Source organism: Streptomyces sp. NPDC059564, from assembly GCF_042735575.1.
GTDB lineage: Bacteria > Actinomycetota > Actinomycetes > Streptomycetales > Streptomycetaceae > Streptomyces.
This window is the reverse complement of sequence record NZ_JBHWBP010000032.1, coordinates 1-18544: the sequence shown is the minus strand read 5'-3', so window position 1 is coordinate 18544 and position 18544 is coordinate 1. Positions and strand designations below refer to the sequence as shown.

The following is an 18544-nucleotide window of genomic DNA, read 5'->3' as shown; positions in this document are numbered from 1 at the left end:
CCATGGCCGACTACCCGCTGATCGAGAATCACGGCCTCATCGGTGATCTGCAGACCGCGGCATTGGTGACCACGGAAGGAACGATCGACTGGTTCTGCTGCCCGCGTTTCGATTCGCCCAGCGTGTTCGGAGCCCTTCTCGACTGGGAGAAGGGCGGGCACTTCACGGTCAGACCCACGGACGAGACGTACACCACGAAGCAGCTGTACCTGCCGGACACCGCGATCCTCGTGACGCGGTTCATGACCGAGACCGGTGCCGGCGAGGTGGTCGACTTCATGCCGGTGACCGGAACGACGGCCACGGACCGCCACCGCCTGGTCCGCATGCTCCGGTGCGTACGCGGCAGCATGACGTTCCGCATCGACATCGCCCCACGGTTCGACTACGGCCGCAAGCCCCACACCCTGCACCTCACCCAGAACGGGGCGGTGTTCGCCTCGGACGACCTGCAACTCACCCTCAGCGTGGTGCGGGAGCCGGAGGACGAACGGGTGGTGCACTCCCTCACCGGCGATCACGACCTGCGCGTCACCCTTCCGCTGGAGGCCGGACAACAGCGGGGCCTCGTCATGGAGTCGGCCGCGGCGGGACCGCCGCGCGAGGTCCGCGTCGCCGAGTTCCAGCAGCTCTTCGACGACACCCGGCAGTACTGGCGGTCGTGGCTCCACCAGTCCCGGTACGCGGGCCGGTGGCGCGAGATGGTCGAGCGCTCCGCCATCACGCTGAAGCTGATGACGTACGCACCCAGCGGCGCCCTGGTGGCGGCCCCCACGGCGGGCCTGCCCGAGCAACTGGGCGGCGAGCGCAACTGGGACTACCGGTTCACCTGGATCCGTGACGCGTCCTTCTCCGTGTACGCCCTGCTGGGACTGGGGTTCACGGAAGAGGCGAGGGCGTTCATCGGCTGGCTGAGCGACCGGGTGAAGGAGAAGGCCGGCGGCGACACCGACACGGGACCGCTGAACATCATGTACCGGGTGGACGGTTCCTCCGATCTCTACGAAGAGACCCTGGAGCACTGGGAGGGATACCAGGGATCCGCCCCGGTCCGCATAGGCAACGGCGCGGCGACCCAGTTGCAACTGGACATCTACGGCGAGGCGCTCGACAGCATCTCCTTCGCCCACCAGCACGGCATCCACCTGGACGTCCACGGCTGGACCTCGCTGCGCACCCTGCTGGACTGGCTCGTGGACCACTGGGACCAGGCCGGCGAGGGGCTGTGGGAGACCCGCGGCGGGCGCAAGCACTTCACGTACGGCCGGGTCATGTCATGGGTCGCGTTCGACCGGGCACTGCGGCTGGCGGTGGCCCACGGCCGGCCGGCCGAGAGCGGCCGCTGGGCCGCCGAGCGCGACAACATCTACGAGCAGATCCTGGCGAAGGGCTGGGACCCGTCGCGCAGGGCGTTCGTCCAGCACTACGGCAGCGACGTGCTCGACTCGTCGCTGCTGCGGATGCCGACGGTCGGGTTCATCACCCCCGAAGACCCGATGTGGACGTCCACCCTGGACGCCATGGACCGGGAACTGGTCACCGACAGCCTGGTCTACCGCTACAATCCCGAGGCCTCGCCCGACGGCCTGCGCGGCTCGGAAGGAACCTTCTCCCTGTGCACCTTCATGTACGTCGACGCCCTGGCACGGGCCGGGCGGACCGATCAGGCCAGGCTCGTGCTGGAGAAGATGATGACGTACGCCAACCACCTCGGCCTGTACTCCGAGGAGATCGCGCTGACGGGCCGTCAGCTCGGTAACTTCCCGCAGGCGTTCACCCACCTGGCGCTCATCGACGCGGCCATCACGCTGGACGACACCTTGAACCGCGCGGGGCAGAGCGGCTAGACGGGGGAAGACGGGACGGGGCCGAGCAGAACGACGAGGTCGCCCTTTTCCGGGATGACGCCCCGCGTCTCGTCCACCGGCTCCAGCCGGCCGTCGCCACGGACCACGAACAGCGTTTCGTGTCCCGGCGGGAGCGGGGCCGACGCGGGCTCCACCAGGAACCGGGCGCCCTGCTCGTACCGGGCCGCGAGGACGTGCCTGACGAGCGATCCGCCGAAGAGGACGGCGCCGCCCGTGTAGGGCGCCACGACACCGTGGCTCTCGTGGGGCGGTCCCACCCGGTAGACGGGGCCCTCGACGTTGTCCTCGACCAGCACCGAGGCGAGCGCGTTGAAGTCGTCGTCGTCGGTGAGCAGGAAGACGGCGTTGACTCCCTCCAGCCGCGCCCTGGGATTGGTGGCCGTCGCCAGTAGGTCTCCTCTGGCCAGCTTGATCCCGGCGGCCTTGATCCGATCGCGCTCCTCGTCCAGTCCCGCCCACATCTGCACGTCGAGCCCCGCCGACCGCAGGGTCGTTCCCAGGGCGACCACCCACGGAGCGCCGCCCACCAGGAGGGGCCGCGTGCGGTTCGGCACGGCGACGCCGAACCGCCGGGCCATGGGGCCGGCGGTCAGGGCGTACAGCACGACCGTCGAGACGATCACCAGGAAGGTGATGGGAAGGATCTTGGAAGCCCCGCGCAGCCCCAGTTCGACGAGGCTCGCGGAGAAGGCCGCCGCGGTGGAGGCCGCGACGATGCCGCGCGGGGCCATCCATCCCGCGAACGCCCGTTCCCCCATGGTCATGTCCTTGCCCATGGTGGCGGTGAAGGCCACGAGCGGCCGCACCACGAGTACGAGGAACGCGACGAGGACGAGCGTGGGAAGGAGCACGGGCTTCAGGGAGGCCGGGGTGACGCCGGCCGAGATGGAGATGAACAGCAGCCCGATGATCAGCTGGACCAGCGTCTCGAAGAAGGGCCGGCGGGCGGGCATGTCGAAGCCCCGGATGTTGGCCGCGGCCATACCGGTGACGATCGCGGCGATGAGCCCGGTGTCGTCGCGGACGATGTCGCATCCCGCCGACACGGCGATCACCGTGGCCAGTTGCGCCAGCGTCCCGAGCGCCTCGCCGAGCCGGAGCACGCGCAGGGTCAGCCACAGCAGCGCGACCCCCACGCATCCGCCGGCGAGGCCGACGGCCATGCTGAGGAGGAACTGTCCGATCTGGTACCCGCGGCCGATGTCGATCTGGTGCGTCGTGGCGATGGCGTGGAAGACGACGGCACCGAGGATGGCGCCGATCGGGTCGGTCAGCGTTCCTTCCCAGATCAGCAGGCGCCGTACCTTGTCCGTCGGCCGCACGTACTGGAGCAGGGGCCCCACGACCGTGGGCCCCGACACGAGGAGGATCGTGCCCACCATCGCGGCCACCCGCAGCGACATGCCGAACAGGGCCGGGGCGACGGCGCAGACGCCGAAGAAGGTGAGGACGACCCCGAACAGCAGCAGCCTGCCCACGACCGCGCGGGTGCGGCCGGTGAGGTTGCGCAGGTCGAGGCCGAGCCCGGCGTCGTAGAGGATCACCGCCACGGACAGGGACACCAGGGCGGAGAAGTCCTCCCCGATCAGCTGGTCCGGATGGACGACGTCGGTCAGGGCGCCCGCGGCGAAACCGACCGGCAGCAGCAGGATCAGCGAGGGGACGCGCAGTTTCCCGGCGAGGATCTGGCAGGCGGCGGCCAGGGCCACGACCAGGGCGATGCCGAGGAGGATGTCGTCCTCGCTCACGGCGGTCTCCTTCCTCGCCTCACGGGCACGATGGGAACTCCACGGGGCTCCGGCGGCCGGCCGCCCCGTCAGTCGCCGTCGGCCGCGTCACCCTGCGCGGGGCGGGCCCGGCGCAGGTCGGAGTCGGTGAGGGGCTCCAGCTCGCCGTGGGTGTCCAGCCAGTACAGGAGGAAGACGGCCGGGACGACGAACACCAGGGCGATGAGGCTGACCACCGACAGCCAGGTCAGCGTCTGGGCATCGCCCGCGGCGTCCGCCACGGTCAGGGACGTCGGGATGAGGTAGGGACGCTGGGCGAGCCCCCAGGCGAAGACGGCCGCGGCAACGATGCCGACGGCGCCGAAGCGGGCCCGGCGGGCCTCTCCCCGCAGCACGAGCAGCGCCGTGGCGGCGAAGAACACGGCGGACACGACCGCGAGCGCGAGTCCCGCGCCGTGGGTGAGCCCGTGCCAGACGTGGGGGGCGTCGCCGCGGGTGACGAGGAGCACGCCCACCGCCAGCAGGGCCACCGCGACGAGACCGAGGAGGGCGCGCAGCCGGAAGTAGCCGACGAGGTCGGGTGCGTCGAAGCGTACGGCGTCGGCTGTCAGGAACACGGCGCCGAGGAGCGCGGTCGCGGCGACGGTGAGGAGCCCGAACATGAGGGAGGCGGGGGTGGCCCACGCGTCCGCCGAGGCTTCGGTACCCGGTGCGATCCGGCCGGAGGCGACGGCGCCGACGACCACCCCGAGGAAGAACGGGGTGAGCACGGAGGCGATGGCGAACACCGCCCCGTACAGGCGCCGCCGGGCCAGTCGGCGGCTGGGCTTGCGCAGGGCGAATCCGGCGCCGCGCAGGACCATGCCGAGCGCGGCCAGCGCCAGGGGAAGCCACAGCGCGGTGAACACGGTCTGGAACAGCACCGGGAACCCGGTCCACATGAGGATGAGGGCGAAGATCAGCCAGACGTTGTTGACCTCCCACACGGGGGCCATGGCGTGGTCGATCAGCCATCTGGGGCGCTTGCCGCGCTCGGCTCCCCCGGCCGTCAGGTCCCAGAAGCCGGCCCCGTAGTCGGTTCCGCCGGCGCAGGCGTAGGCGGTCACGGCGAGCAGCATCGCGATGGCGACGACGTCGGCGATCACGGCCGATCACCCCCGGACGGAGTGGAGCCGCCGTCTCCCGGGGTGCGGGCGTCGCCGGCCGGGACGGGGGGCCGGGGGCCGTAGGGGGTGACCGCCTCGGGTGCCTCGACGGGCCGCCCGCCCGTCTGCTCGTCGGCCAGTCGCCAGCGGTCGCGCATCTTCAGCAGGACCATCAGGAACGCCCCGAAGATGCACAGGTACATCACGATCACCAGGCCGAACATGATCCAGAGGCTGGTGGAACGGGTCGGTGTCACGGCCTCGGCGACGCGCATGTTCTGGTAGACGATCCAGGGCTGGCGGCCCACCTCGGTCGTGATCCAGCCGCATTCGACGGCGATGACGGAGCCGACGCCGGCGCAGGCGGCGCCGCGGTAGAACCACTTCGAGTCGGGCAGCCGGCGATGGCGCAGCCAGACCAGGCCGTACCAGAGGGCGAGGAGCACGAGCACGCTGCCGATGCCGACCATGGTGTCGAAGGCCCAGTGCGCGATGGTGGCCTGAGTGGCGTTCGGCCGGTCGCTCGCCGGTACGGAGGTCAGTCCGGTCACCTTGGTGTCCGGGCGGAACCCGGCCAGGATGGAGTCGAGCTGGGGGATCTTGATGCCGCCGGAGACGGTGCCGTCCGGGTGGAGCCGGCCGTAGAGGTACTCCGGGACGTGCGTGTCGGTGTCCCAGACGATCTCCATGGCCGCGAACTTCACGGGCTGCTTGTGGAACACCTGCCGGGCGATCGAGTCGCCCAGCATGAACTGCACCGGAGTGGCGATCGCGGCGATGGTGAAGGGGACCGCGAAGCCGAGCCGGTGGTAGCGGTCCCGGCGGCCGCGCAGCCAGCCGACGGCGTAGACGCCTGCCACGACGTAGCCCGCCGTCACCAGCATCGCCACCACGAAGTGCCAGTACTGGGGCCCGAACATCGGCGTGAAGACGGCCTTCCAGACGTCCACGTCGACCGGGTTGCCCTGGGAGTCGAGCGAGAACCCCTGGGGGGTGTTCATCCACGAGTTGGCGGCCAGGATGCCGAAGGCCCCGAGCAGCGCCGTGGCCGGCAGCGGCAGCCCGAGCAGGAAGTGGGTGCGGGGCTTGAGCCTGCGCCAGCCGTACAGGTAGATGGCGATGAGCACCGCTTCGAGGAAGAACGCCCAGGCCTCGACGCCGAACCCGATGCCGAAGACATCGCCCCACCTGCCCATCAGGCCCGGCCAGAGCAGGCCGAACTCGAACGACAGCACGGTGCCGGTGACGACCCCGATCGCGAACTGCACGGCCATCACGGCCGACCAGCGCCGGGCCAGCAGCAGGGCCGTGGCGTCGTTCCCGCGCAGGCCGCGGTAGTGCATGACGAGGGTGATGAGCGGCAGCGCCACTCCCATCGGCACCAGGATGATGTGGGAGGCGAGGGTGAACGCCATGAGCTCCCTGGCCGGCAGGAGTTGGGCGGGGTCTGCCGCCAGCAGGTGGACCGTGGTGTGCATACGTTCCTTTGCCGCTCGGGATGACGGGCCGGACGGAGGTCAGCCTCCGGTGGCGAAGCCCGGGAAGAGGGTCATCCCGCCGTCCACGTAGAGCGTGGTGCCCACGACGTAGTCCATGAGGTCGGACGCGAGCGCCACGGCCGCGTAGGCGATGTCCTCCGGCTCGCCGATCCGCTCGTACGGGATCAGCCGGAGCAGGTCCTTCTGGGCGTCCGCCGTCTCCCACGCACTCCGGTTGATCGGCGTCTTGATGGCTCCGGGCGCGATCGCGTTCACGCGGATCTTCCTGGGCGCGAGTTCCTGGGCCAGGGTGGCCATCATCATCTGCACGCCGCCCTTGGAGGAGGCGTAGTTCACGTGCCCCGCCCAGGGGATGATCTGGTGGACGGAGCTCATGCAGATGATCTTTCCGGCCGCCCGGGACACCTCCGGGACGACGCCGCGCCGCAGGAACTCCTTCGTCGCCTCCCGCGCGCAGAGGAACTGGCCCGTGAGGTTGACGTCCAGCACCTTCTGCCACTGGGCGAGCGTCATCTCCTCGAACGGGGCGTCGCGCTGCAGTCCGGCGTTGGCGACCAGGATGTCGATCGTGCCGAACTCCTGGACCATCCGGTCCATCATGGCCACGACCTGGTCCTCCTGGGACACGTCCGCCTCGTACGCGGCGGCGCGCACGCCGAACGAGGCGATCTCCGCGACCACCTTCTCGGCCTCTTCCCTGCCGGCCACGTAGTTCACGACCACATCGGCGCCGGCCCGGCCCAGGCCGATGGCCGTGGCCTTGCCGATCCCGCTGTTGGCGCCGGTGACCAGCGCTTTCTGGCCCTTGAGCAGGTGGGCGGGGATCGCTCCCCGCGGTACGCCCTCGGTGGAACTCACGATCGACTGCCTCCTCGACTGCCCGGTCCGGATCCGGTCCGCCGGACCGCGGCCCGACAGGGTCCGAACGCCACCGAATCACCCTCTCCGGAGATCGGCGGCCCGGGCGGGGTGCCCTTGGGCCACGCGGCCCAGCATCACCCCCCGGTCGGAGCAAGCCGCGGGGTCAGCCCAGCCGTTCCACGAGGTGGTCGCCCACCCGCAGGGCGTTCGCGATGGCCGTGAGGGACGGATTGACCGCCCCGATGCTCGGGAAGAAGCTCGTGTCGACCACGTACAGGTTGTCGAGGTCGTGGGCCTTGCAGTTCACGTCCAGCGCGGAGGTGGCCGGGTCGCTGCCGAACCGGACGGTGCCGGCCTGGTGCGCCGTGGCGCCGATCGGCATGCCCTTGTGAAGGTAGATGCTGCGCGACAGGAGGTGGTGCTCGTGCATCCCCAGATGACCGAGCATGCCCTGGAGCTTGTGCCGAAGCCGTTTCAGCCCCTCCGTGTTGTTCTTCTCGTCGAGCGCGAGACGGATGGTGCCGTCCGCGTCGACGGTGACCCGGTTGTCGGGGAGCGGAAGGTCCTCGCCGCACAGCCAGAAGTCGACCGCGTGGTGGGCCATCACTTCGAAGGGCATGTCGGGGGTCACGGCACCCGCCCAGCGCGGCGCCTGACCGTGGATCTGGTCGGCGTCCGACTTGCCGAGCATCTGGATGCCGCCCAGCGGATAGTCCCAGTCGTCGCCGCCGAGGTACCAGTCGTGCAGGGCCAGGGTCTTCTGGAACCTGGTGTCGTTGGGCTCCTTCGAAAGGGCCATCAGGGCGAGGTTGTTGTGGCGCATGTAGTTCCGGCCGACCACGTCGGAGCTGTTCGCCAGCCCCCGGGGGTGGTGCTCGTCGGCCGAGGCCAGGAGGAGTACCGCCGAGTTGACGGCCCCGCAGGCGACGACCACGATGTCCGCCGTGTAGGAGATCTCCAGCCCGTCCTCGCTCCGGGTGACGACGCTGCTGACACTGCGTCCGGTCGGGTCGGTCTCCAGCCGCACCACCCGCGCATGGGTGATCATTTCGACGTTCGGGTGCCGCAGGGCGGGGTCCACGCAGATCACCTGGGCGTCCGACTTGCCGCGTACCGGGCAGGGGAAGCCGTCCACGCGGTCGCAGCGGATGCAGACGCTGGATTCGGTCGCCCGCCCGTTCCGGTCCTGGCTCAGGTTGACGCCGATGGGCAGGTGGAACGGGTGCAGGCCCCGCTTCTCCAGGTCGTCGCTCAACTGCTGGATGCGCGGCTCGTGTTCGACCGGCGGGTAGGCGTACTGGGCGCTGTACGACCCTTCCCACGGGTCCTCCCCGTGGCGTCCGTGGACCAGGTAGAGGTGCTCGGCCTCGGTGTAGTACGGCTCCAGGTCCTCGTACCGGATCGGCCAGGCCGGCGACAGCCCGTCGTGGTGGCGGAGTTCCCCGAAGTCCTCGGGCCGCAGCCGGAAGAGGGCGGCGCCGTAGAACTTGGTGTTTCCCCCGACGTAGTAGTTGACCTCGGGCGGGAATGCCTCGCCGTTCTTGTCCAGCCAGAACTCCGGGGCACGGTACTTGCCCTTCACGAACACGGCGGTGGAGTCCCAGTTGTCCCGCTCGCGCGGGAGGTAGTCACCGCGTTCGAGGATGAGCACCCGTTTGCCGGACGGGGCGAGCCGGTGGGCGAGGGTGCCGCCGCCGGCGCCCGACCCGATGACGACCACGTCGTAGTGCGGGGAGTCGCCCACGGCGACCACCGTCCTTGCGCTCGTGGGCCCCGCCCTGTGGCCGGGCCCTCTCTCTGCGCGCTGCCGGGACACGACAGCCACCCCACCTCTTCGAACGTATCCCTCCTCTCCGCGGGCGGCGACCGGACGGGGCCACCGCGCCGCCGTCACAGAACGGCGATCGGATTCACGGGAGAGCCGGTGGCCGACGGGAGCCGGAGCGGGGCGACCACGCACAGGAAGGACCACCGGCCCGCGCGCGTGCACGCGTCGGTCAACTCCTCGAACTGCAGGTAGTCCATCAGGTGCAGTCCCATGGCGTGCACGGCCAGCACGTGCACGGGAAAGCCGATCCCGGCCACCGCGCTGGGGGCGGTGTCGTGGTTGCCGTCCGCGCCCAGGACGGACACCTGCCGCTCGACCAGGAACCGCACGGCCGTGGGATGGAGGCCGGCCCGGGAGCGCGCGGCGTTCCACGCCCCGCGCTCCCGGCGCCGTCGGCGGTGCCCCACCCGTACGAGCAGCAGGTCCCCCGGCCCGACCCGGACCCCTTGAGCCGCCTCCGCCGCGGTCAGGTCATCGGCGGTCACGTGATCGCCCGGCTCCAGCCAGGGCACGCCCCGCAGCCGCGGAACGTCCAGGAGCACGCCCCGGCCGACGATGCCGTCCCGGACGACCTCGACGGAGAGCTCACGGGCGCCCTCGGACGTCACGCTGCTCGCGGGCACGCCGTTGTAGAGCTCCCCGTCGAACAGCACGTGGCACAGCGCGTCGAGATGGCTGTCCGCGTCCCCGTGCACGTTCATCGCGAACCGGTCGAGGGCAAAGCGCAGCCCGTCGCCGCCGGTCTCACCGGTCTCACCGGCGGCGGGAGCGATCATCCGGTGGTGCGCGGGTTCGGGGTTGTCCGGGCCGGGCAGGGTTTCGATGGGCGCGGCCAGGGACACCGTGCGCCCCGAGCGGACCTCGGCGGCGGCGGCCACCACGCGCTCGGGCGTCAGGTGGCGGAGCGTGCCGCGCCGGTCGTCCGGGGCACGCGGGCTCCTCTCGCGCAGCTCCTCGTACAACGCGCGAAAGGCGTCGGCGGTCATGGGCCGCGGCGCCGGCGGCCCGGTGTCCGGGGTCACCAGGACCCCCACGGGGCCAGGCCCCACCGGAAGACGTGGCTGCCGCCCGGTTCCAGGACGGTGAGGGCCGTGCCACTGCGCAACGCGTCGGCCGGGCAGGACATCGGCTCGATGGCGATGCCGCGCCGGCGCCGCCCGGGCTCCGGCAGCGTGTCCCCGGTGTAGACCTGCACGTACCGGATGCCCTCGATGAGCCGTACGTCGATGCCACGGCCCCCCGAAGGGTGTGCCAGCCGTACCGCGCAGTGGCCGGCGGAGTTCCGGTCGAGCCCCGTGTACGCGGTGTCCAGGCGCTGCTCGCCGAGGGGCCGGGCGGTGCGGAAGTCGTACGCCGTGCCCTCGACGGGCTCCTCACCGGTCGGCAGGCCGCGTTCGTCGGTGACGAGCCGGAGGCCGGCCGGCACGGTCAGCAGTGCGGTGTCCACCAGGTCGGTGCCCACGGTCAGATAGGGGTGCTGGCCCACGCCGTAGGGCGCGGCCGTGTCGCCCGTGTTGGTGGTGGTGACGGTGGTCTCGAGTCCCTCGCGGCCCAGCCGGTACTCGGCGGCGACCTCCAGCCGGTACGGGTATCCCGGCTGCGGGTAGAGGACGGTGCCCACCGTGACCGCGTCCTCGCTGCGGGCGAGCGGCCGCCACGGCACCCACCTGACGAGCCCGTGGATCGCGTTGTCGTTCTCCGGTTCGGTCAGCGGGAGTTGCTGGTCCTCGCCGCCAAAGCGGTAGCGCCCGCCGTCCACCCGGTTCGGCCAGGGCACGAGGAGCTGTCCCCGTCCGCCGGTGATCCGCTCGTCGGCGGCGAATCCGTCGAGGAGCGGCCGCCCGTCCACCTCGTAGTGGCGCAGTGCGCCGCCCAGTTCGACCACCACCGCCGCCTGCGCGCCGTGGCGCAGCCGCCACTGTTCTCCTGATGCTGTGGGGGGCATGTACGGCTCCTCGGTCGGTACGGCACAGAGCTGGGCGACGATCGCCGCGACCACGGCGTGCGGGGGCTGGTCGATGTCCACCACGCAGGCGTGCTCGTCGGGCTCCGGCTCCTGGAGGTCGGCGAACTGGCTGTCCAGCAGCCGCGCGGGGAAGAAGTGGCCGTGCCTGGACAGCAGCCGGGACCGGATGAGTCGCCGTGATCCGTGCAGATGGACCAGGCGTACGGCGGGCCGTCCCCCGGCCAGTTGGTCCCGGTGGGCGCGCTTGAGGGCGGAGCAGGCCACGACGGCGGGTTCCCGCGCCGCGATGCGCCGGTCGATCCAGGCCGCGACGGCGACCAGCCACGGGCGTCTGTCCTCGTCGGTCAGGGCCTCGCCGGCGGCCATCCTGGCCCGGTTCGCCGGAGTGTGGAAGTCGTCCGCGTCCTGGTACGCCCAGCCGAGCCGGTCGGCGAGCAGCCGCGCCACGGTGGACTTCCCCGACCCCGCCACGCCGGTCACGAGCACCACGGTCGCGAGTACCCCCGCGCCGGGGGCCGTCGGCGCGTGCGGCGGGCCCCGCATGGGTTCCCTCACGTGGTGACGCGCCATCCGGCCTCCTCCGTGCGGTACCACGGCCCGGTCCCGCCTCCGGCCGGGTACTTTCCACTCTCGGCGCGCGCGGTCCGCGGCGCACCTCGGCACCCGTGCGAGAGCTGCGGCGGCGGTCTCAGCCGGAGCCGGACGCGCGGGCGGCGGGGGCATGCGCGGCCGGCGGTCCGGCCGACTTGCCCACCGGTGGAACGGCGGACCCGGGCGGCAGCAGCTGGGTCGTCACGAAGGCCACCACGGCCGCCAGGATCACCACGGGGACCATGGCGACGCTGCCGAGCACCAGGACGACGAGCACGATGCTGCTGACCGGCAGCCGCAAGGCGCTGGTCGTCGCGGCCGCCATGCCCGCGGCCATGCCCGGTACGACCCCCAGGCCCGGCAGGGGCGCGAGCAGCACACCCACGGCGCAGCCCAGGAACAGCGAGGGGAACACCGGGCCGCCCCGCAGGCTGCCCAGGCACAGGGAGTAGGCCACGCCCGTGCACAGGAGTACGGCGATCAGGGCCCCGACCCCCCAGGAGTGCGGATCGGCGGCCAGGCCGCTCAGCGTCGTCTGGCCGGAAGACGCCACGTCCGCCGGCGACCGGCCGGTGGTGAGCGCGTACGCGGCGCCGCAGACGCCGGCGGCCAGGGCGCACAGGGTCGTGTGGACGACGGGACGCTTCGCCACGAACTCCGCGGTCATCCGGCCGCCTGCCATGATCAGATGCACGGTGCCGCCGACGGCCACCGCGATCAGGACCGACCAGATCACGTCCCCGGCATCGAGCCGCGGAGCGGGCACGCCGAACTTCACGGCGAGGCTGTTCGCACTGAATCCGGTCCAGCGGCCGAAGCCGGTGAACACGAGTGAGCCCACCCCGCTCGACAGGAGCGCGGGCAGCATGACCGCGAACAGCTGTGGCCCGCCCACCCCGGCCACCTCGATGAGCATCACCCCCGCGATGAGCGGGTTCCCGAAGATCACCGCGACCGCGGCCGCCGCCCCCGCCGCACCCAGGAGCGCCGTGCTCTGGGCCGTCGCCGGCACCCGTGCCAGATCCCGGAAGAGCAGGGCCAGGCCGCCGCCGAGGGCGATCAACGGGGCCTCCGGTCCGAGCGTGGCGCCGAGGGGAAGGCTGAGTACGGCGGCGAGGACCACGCCGGGCAGGACGTTCGGTGTGATCCCGCCCGTGTGCAGTCCCGAGGCGGGGACGTGGCCACCGCCGCCGGGCATGCGGGAGACCACGAGCCCGACGGTCACGCCGGCCACGAGCAGCAGCGGCAGCGGCCACCACCACGGCGGGACGTCCCACCCCAGAGCCTTCGGCAGGTCGCCCCACATCAGGTGCTCCAGCTTGTGGAGCGCGACCAGGAACCAGAACGCCACCAGTGACACCGGAACACCGATGAGGGCGCAGAACACGAGCGCCTTGAGATAGCCGGGGCTGCGCAGCAGTTCGCGCAGCCGGTCCGCCTCTTCGGGCTGTGTCCCCCCGCCGGGCCGCGCGGGCCGCGGGTCCGACGCCGTCATCCGACGTGTCCCGTCGCGGTTCCGGCCGTCACGGCCGTGCGGGCGATGCCACGAAGGGGTCCGGGCATGTTCGCTCATCTCCCAGGGGGTGCGGGTGGACCGTAGCGGACACGACACACGGCGACGGACGGACCTCCAGAGTCATTGCAGCATCCGGCCGGAGGCTTCGCGACTCAGCGGACTCCCGGGACCTCCGGGGGCGTGCGATGGCGGCATGCCGCCTCAATCAGCGGCGGCATGTCGCACCCGGGAAGGCCGACGGGCCGCGGAACAGCGTCGCGTGTACTGCTTTTGGGCCGGGTGAGCCGGGGAGCGGCGGGTGTCCGCCGCTCCCGGGCCGGACGGGCAGGACCTCCTACTGGAAGCCGCGGCCCGTCCCCGGTACCGCCCCCAGCGACAGCACGCCGTCGGCCGGCACCACCGGCGCCCCGGCGGCCGGGTACGGGGCGGCGTCGACCCCCGGCAGGAGCTGGGCGGCGCACTCCCTGTCCAGTTCGGCGAGGAACTCGTCCATCTTCTCCTGGGTCGTGGACGCCATCAGGAAGACGTGGGCGTAGCGGCGCCGGGTTTCGCGCTCCCCGGGGACCATGAACACGTCCTCCGTGGACAGCGACCACTTGTCCACGAGCCTGTCGCTGGGGCGGCGGAACCGTACGGTGAGCGCGCCCGGGGTACGGGCCGGCCACAGCTCCACCTTGTTCTTGCGCTCCAGCTCCCGCAGCCGGTCTTCCAGGTAGATCGCCAGGTCCTGCGCCGTGCGGATCAGGTTGACCTGGTCCTGATAGGAGTGGCGGGCCAGGTGGTCCCAGGTCACCAGGGGCGAGAAGCCGTTGCGCGACCCGGCGAAGGTGGTGTCGGGAGAGCCGATGTACTGCGGCTGGGAGGGCGGCGTCAGCTGGTACTTGACCTTCGTCATGTAGATGCCGCACGGCCAGGGCGCCCCCGGCCACTTGTGGCCGCTCATCGCCATCGAGGCGACCATGTCGACCGCCTCGCCGTGCACGCTGGGCAGCGTCAGGCCGAAGTCGAACTCGGGGAGGTTCACTTCCGGTGCCCAGCCGAAGCCGCGGTCCTTGTAGGCCATGCGCATGAACGGCCCGTACCCGGCGCCGAGGGCTCCGTCGACGTGGATCCAGAAGCCGCGGCGGAAGTCGATCTTGGGCTCACCGGTCTTGGGGTCCTTGCCGTAGTACACGGGGCGCGACAGCAGCCCGTTGTCCTCGAAGATCGGCAGCAGGCGCTCGCAGACCCGCCGGACGTCGTCGTGCGCGCCTTTGAAGGTGCTGCCGTAGTTGAGGCTGATCATGATCGGGTGCCCGTTCCCGGCGAAGAACTTGACCAGGGTCTCCAGGGCGTCGATGTCGATCTCGCCGGGGCCGTCGGCGGAGTTGCCCGAGGGGCCGCGGCGGGAGGGGACCTCGGTCGGCCACTCCTTGAGCGGCCGGCCCTCGGCGTCCGTGAGCGGACACCTGCCCGGGTAGAGGGCCTCGCCGGCCGCGTGGAAGGTGTCGACGTCGAGGACGCGCACGGCCTTGGCGAAGGAGTAGTGGGTGTCTTCGGAGAAGAAGGCCACCGGGTGGAAGGCGTTGAGGTTCTCGATGTGCGGTGAGGTGGCCTGGACGTAGCGCAGGGCTCCGAACGCGGTCGGTTCGGCCGACTCGATCAGTGCCTTGCCGCCGAGGTAGTCCCGCGCGTTCCACAGCGCGTACATGTTCCCTTCGGTGGAGCCCATCGAGAGCATGTAGCCCCAGTACGATTCGGGCACGCGCGGGTCGTGCGGCCATCGCGCGTTCCACAGCGCCGCGTAGTAGTCGAGCACCGCCCGTTCGACGACCTTCGTGTTCGGCTTGTAGCCGCCGCTCTGGAAGGGGTCGCCGATGTTGTTGAGGTGGTTCTCCATGAACCGGGAGAGGTCCGTCGGGTAGCCGTTCATGTTCTGGGTGACCTGGTAGCCCAGCATGGTGTCGCGCCTGTCGGCCAGGTAGAGCTCCATCGAACTCAGCGCCCTGCGCCGCTTGGCGTCGCTCAGTCCGCCGACCGGGAGCTGGAAGGCGCGGGCCTCCAGGCCGGGCTCGACCGGGTACATGGCCTGCGGATCCCCGATCGGGCCGCTCACCGGGGGCGCGTGGCCGTTGGACAGGCCCTGCGACTCGAGGATCTGCTGCCAGGTCTCGCCGTCCGGACCGAACGGGACCTGCGGGAGCTGCTGGGGGCGGGACGTGACGTCGGTCATGGGGGGACTCCCTGCTGACGGGGGCGGGCCGGGCGCGGGCAGGCACGCGGGCGCCGCCGGCCGTGCCCGGAGGGACACGGCGGGGATGGGTGGGGTCGGCCGGCGACCGTCGGGCTTCCTGCCGGGGATTTCGACTACGCAAGGTCACCGGGCGACACTCCGAGTATTGGCGAGCTCCGGCCGGACGGCGCGCCGGGCCGAGCCGGGCGGGGGATCCGCCACGGGTCCCACCGCGCCCGGCCTGGCCGGTACGGATCTCCCGGGGGCCGGCGGGATCGCGCGGCCCCTGCGGGTGGCTCGCGCCATCACTCGTTCGAGGTCTGGCACGGGACCCTCCGCGACGCCGGTGGATCGTTTCGGCGACGGCGGGAACGGCCCGCGCGCAGCCGCTCGTATCAGTCACATCGGGCGCTTCGGGTCAGGGCGAACGGGAGCATGCGGCCATGCCCCAAGCACGCTCCGCCACCACGGCGACCTCTTCCCCCGGAGACCGCCGCCGCGATGCCCCTGCCGGTGGTGCCGAACAGCCGAAATCCGTCCTGTCCCGGGCAGAACGCTCGTAGCGTCTTGGCATGAGCACTCATCCTCGGACCCCCGAATCCGTCGGCGCGGCATACGAGTTCCGGGCCGCGCGGCCCGAGGACGGCGAGGACGCCGACGGCCGCACCCTCGTCGCCGTCGGCACCGACGGCAGCCTCGCCGGCTTCGTCGCCGTCTCGTACACCCCGTGGAACCGCCGGCTGACCGTCGAGGACATCGAGGTCGCCCCGGAGCACCGGGGCCGGGGAGTGGGCCGCGCCCTCATGGGGCACGCGGTGGACATCGCGCGCGAGCGCGGCGCCGGGCGAACTTGGCAGCCAAGCGGCCCTGTTGGCCTCCGGCGGGGCCTACGCGGCCCTGTGGCACTCCCGGGACACCGCCCGCCGCCGCGACGGCCGGTGAAGGGCACGACCGCCGGACGATAGCAGGCTTTCGGGGGCTTGCCCGGATGTTTATCCGATGGTGATGGTCCTTCCTCAGTGGCACCACACGGGGCACTAGCTTCCGTGGCACCCCAGGAGAGCGGGTGCGCACCGCACGGCACATGCGGGCGGAGGCCGATCCGGCACCGCGTCTCCTGCCGGGGACCCACGGAGCAAGGAGGCAATGTGCTGTCATTCCGGCGGCGATCCGTCAGCGGCCTGTCGGTGGCCACGAAGTACACGATCGGAAGCGGCCTGGTCATCACCGCCCTGGCCGTCACCCTGATCGCGCTGCTGATCCCCGTGGCCAAGTACGGCGACCGGGCCTCGGCCGCCACGACGGGGCCGGCGACGGCCCTGCCCGCGGGGGTCGAGGACGACGGCGGCGGGACCATGAGCACGGCGTACGGGCCGCTGACCCCCACCGACCGGGACTTCATCCGCAAGGTGCGGCTCGCCGGGCTCTGGGAGCTGCCCGCCGGACGGCAGGCCCAGCAGCGCGGGACGCGCGCCTCGGTGCGCACCGCCGGGGAGCACCTCGTGATGGGCCACACCGATCTGGACCGTCAGGTGCTCCAGGTCGGCCAGGCCCTCGGCGTGGACCTGCCCGACCGGCCCACGGCGCAGCAGCAGGGCTGGCTCGACCAGATGACGGCCGCTCAGGGCACCGAGTACGAACGGCTCTTCGTCCAGCTGCTGCGCCGGGCACACGGCAAGGTGTTCCAGCTGGTGGCGCAGGTACGGGCGCAGACCCGGAACTCCATGGTGCGGGCCCTGGCCACCTCGGCGAACACCACCGTCCTGGACCACATCTCGGTCCTGGAGGAGAGCGGGCTGGTCGACTTCGACTCGCTCTCCGACGCGAGCCCGGCCCCCGCCTCCCCGGCCCCCCTCTCCTCCCCCGTCCGATCGACGAAGTGAAGTGATCGCATGAGTCAAAATGGCCATAGGCGCCCCCGGTTGAAACTCCTGGCGGCGGTGTCCGCGCTGGTGCTGGGCGGCGGCGGGGTCGCCGTCGTCGCGGGCAACGCGAACGCCGGCCAGGACGCCGGCCGCACCGGCGAGGTGACCGCCACCATCGACTGTCCGGACGTGGGCGACCGGCTCACGGCCGTCCCCGACCAGGCACGGGCCGAGGTCGACGAGAACCTCGCCCAGCTGGACGTCCAGGTGGCCGACGCCTACCGGCAGCTCGCGGCCGGTCAGGTGCGCAAGCAGGAGGTGCCCAAGGACGCGCTCCTGGGCAAGCTCCGGGACCAGCGCTCCGCGACCATCAACCGCGTGTCCGAGGCGATCGGCCGCACCTCCGGACGCCCGGAGGGGCTGGACTCGCTGAGCGGGTGCACCATGAAGGAGGCGCCCGCCGAAGCCGACCCCGGAGCCGACCCCGCCGCGGACGCGGCCGCGGCCGCCGCCCCGGCGTCCGACCCGAACGCCGCCCGCAGCATCGGGCAGAAACGGGGCCCGGCGCAGAGCGACTTCGTCAACATCACCAAGGTACGGCCGAACGTGAAGACCCCCGCGCCCGCGCGCGGCGCCTCCTCGGGCTCCTTCAGCTCGGAGTGCGGCCGCAACGAGAACGGCCACTTCAACCCCGACAACGTCATCGTCGCCCCGGGCGTCTCCAACGGCGCCCACCACATGCACGACTACGTGGGCAACAAGTCGACCAACGCCTTCTCCTCCAACAACAGCCTCGCCGCCTCCGGAACCACCTGCGGCAACGGCGACCAGTCCACCTACTACTGGCCGGTGCTGCGCCTGCGCGACGGGAAGGCCGAGCGCGACGCCCGCGCCCCGGGCGGCGGGCAGGACGCGAACGTCGGCACGATCCTGCGGCCCAAGCAGGTCACGATCGCCTTCAAGGGGAGCCCGGCCGGCCAGGTCAAGGCGATGCCGCGGTTCCTGCGCATCATCACCGGCGACGCCAAGGCCTTCACCAACGGAACCGCCAACGCCAACGCCTCCTGGAGCTGCACCGGTTTCGAGGACCGGCAGCTGAAGGACAAGTACCCGGTCTGCCCGAAGGGCAGCGACGTCGTGCGCACCTTCAACTTCCAGAGCTGCTGGGACGGGCGCAACACCGACAGCGCCAACCACCGCACGCACGTGGCCTTCCAGGACAAGAACGGCCGCTGCCCCAAGGGCTTCGCCGCGATCCCGCAGCTGGTCCAGCGGATCGTCTACGGGGTCGCCCCCGGCGCCCGCTTCGCCGTGGACAGTTTCCCCGAGCAGCTGCACAAGCCGGTGACCGACCACGGGGACTTCATCAACGTCATGTCGAACGGCCTGATGGCCAAGGCGGTGGACTGCATCAACAGCGGGCGCACCTGCCGCTGATCCCGCCGCGCACGGGCGCCGGCCCGGGG

At 71.7% G+C, this 18544-nt stretch carries 12 protein-coding genes and 1 pseudogene; 4 read left to right on the top strand and 9 right to left on the bottom strand.

The genetic code is table 11. The features are described 5' to 3' along the window. Window positions 1-2: 2 nt before the first annotated feature. A complete protein-coding gene (locus tag ACFV0Q_RS09185) occupies window positions 3-1847 on the top strand; it encodes a glycoside hydrolase family 15 protein (RefSeq protein ID WP_385002823.1) in 1845 nt (614 codons plus the stop codon). On the opposite strand, the gene ACFV0Q_RS09180 is transcribed toward ACFV0Q_RS09185, so the two are convergent. The 9 genes from ACFV0Q_RS09180 to ACFV0Q_RS09140 all read right to left on the bottom strand — a co-directional run bounded on the left by ACFV0Q_RS09180 (window position 1844) and on the right by ACFV0Q_RS09140 (window position 15213). Beyond that, entirely contained in the window at window positions 1844-3616 is a 1773-nt protein-coding gene (locus ACFV0Q_RS09180) for a cation:proton antiporter (RefSeq protein ID WP_385002820.1), read from the bottom strand. The two genes, ACFV0Q_RS09185 and ACFV0Q_RS09180, sit on opposite strands and share 4 nt — an antisense overlap. A 68-nt stretch (window positions 3617-3684) precedes the next feature. After that, on the bottom strand, window positions 3685-4740 hold the full coding sequence (locus tag ACFV0Q_RS09175; RefSeq protein WP_385002816.1) for a cytochrome d ubiquinol oxidase subunit II: 1056 nt from the start codon (window positions 4738-4740) through the stop codon (window positions 3685-3687). Further along, window positions 4737-6218 (bottom strand): cytochrome ubiquinol oxidase subunit I, encoded by a 1482-nt coding sequence (locus ACFV0Q_RS09170; RefSeq protein ID WP_385002813.1) that lies wholly within the window; start codon window positions 6216-6218, stop codon window positions 4737-4739. The genes ACFV0Q_RS09175 and ACFV0Q_RS09170 overlap by 4 nt, the downstream gene beginning before the upstream one ends. 39 nt (window positions 6219-6257) lie before the next feature. Further along, window positions 6258-7052, bottom strand: a complete 795-nt coding sequence (locus tag ACFV0Q_RS09165) for an SDR family oxidoreductase (RefSeq protein WP_385002862.1) — start codon at window positions 7050-7052, stop codon at window positions 6258-6260. A gap of 211 nt (window positions 7053-7263) precedes the next feature. Further along, window positions 7264-8844, bottom strand: coding sequence for a GMC oxidoreductase (locus tag ACFV0Q_RS09160; RefSeq protein WP_385002810.1), 1581 nt, complete (start codon window positions 8842-8844; stop codon window positions 7264-7266). Window positions 8845-8990: 146 nt separating this feature from the next. Next, on the bottom strand, window positions 8991-9914 hold the full coding sequence (locus ACFV0Q_RS09155; RefSeq protein ID WP_385002807.1) for a cyclase family protein: 924 nt from the start codon (window positions 9912-9914) through the stop codon (window positions 8991-8993). Between the two features lie 32 nt (window positions 9915-9946). Next, complete coding sequence (locus ACFV0Q_RS09150; RefSeq protein WP_385002804.1) at window positions 9947-11464, bottom strand: gluconokinase, GntK/IdnK-type; 1518 nt, start codon at window positions 11462-11464, stop codon at window positions 9947-9949. A gap of 118 nt (window positions 11465-11582) precedes the next feature. After that, window positions 11583-12980 (bottom strand): chloride channel protein, encoded by a 1398-nt coding sequence (locus ACFV0Q_RS09145; RefSeq protein WP_385002801.1) that lies wholly within the window; start codon window positions 12978-12980, stop codon window positions 11583-11585. Window positions 12981-13335: 355 nt separating this feature from the next. Further along, window positions 13336-15213, bottom strand: coding sequence for a histidine decarboxylase (locus tag ACFV0Q_RS09140; protein WP_385002799.1), 1878 nt, complete (start codon window positions 15211-15213; stop codon window positions 13336-13338). Between the two features lie 641 nt (window positions 15214-15854). Here ACFV0Q_RS09140 and ACFV0Q_RS09135 point away from each other — a divergent pair. From ACFV0Q_RS09135 to ACFV0Q_RS09125, 3 genes and pseudogenes are all read left to right on the top strand, one after another. Further along, a pseudogene (locus ACFV0Q_RS09135) lies at window positions 15855-16067 on the top strand (GNAT family N-acetyltransferase); the annotation flags it as partial. Between the two features lie 294 nt (window positions 16068-16361). After that, window positions 16362-17096: a DUF4142 domain-containing protein gene (locus ACFV0Q_RS09130; RefSeq protein WP_385002796.1), complete on the top strand. Its 735-nt coding sequence runs from the start codon at window positions 16362-16364 to the stop codon at window positions 17094-17096. A gap of 9 nt (window positions 17097-17105) precedes the next feature. Next, window positions 17106-18515, top strand: coding sequence for a DUF1996 domain-containing protein (locus ACFV0Q_RS09125; protein WP_385002794.1), 1410 nt, complete (start codon window positions 17106-17108; stop codon window positions 18513-18515). The last annotated feature ends 29 nt before the right edge of the window (window positions 18516-18544 follow it).

Bases quoted from the DNA above. Each gene is read 5' to 3' on its own strand.
- ACFV0Q_RS09150 (WP_385002804.1), bottom strand. From the start codon at position 11,464: ATGGCGCGTCACCACGTGAGGGAACCCATGCGGGGCCCGCCGCACGCG.
- ACFV0Q_RS09155 (WP_385002807.1), bottom strand. From the start codon at position 9,914: ATGACCGCCGACGCCTTTCGCGCGTTGTACGAGGAGCTGCGCGAGAGG.
- ACFV0Q_RS09170 (WP_385002813.1), bottom strand. From the start codon at position 6,218: ATGCACACCACGGTCCACCTGCTGGCGGCAGACCCCGCCCAACTCCTG.
- ACFV0Q_RS09145 (WP_385002801.1), bottom strand. From the start codon at position 12,980: ATGACGGCGTCGGACCCGCGGCCCGCGCGGCCCGGCGGGGGGACACAG.
- ACFV0Q_RS09125 (WP_385002794.1), top strand. From the start codon at position 17,106: ATGAGTCAAAATGGCCATAGGCGCCCCCGGTTGAAACTCCTGGCGGCG.
- ACFV0Q_RS09185 (WP_385002823.1), top strand. From the start codon at position 3: ATGGCCGACTACCCGCTGATCGAGAATCACGGCCTCATCGGTGATCTG.
- ACFV0Q_RS09140 (WP_385002799.1), bottom strand. From the start codon at position 15,213: ATGACCGACGTCACGTCCCGCCCCCAGCAGCTCCCGCAGGTCCCGTTC.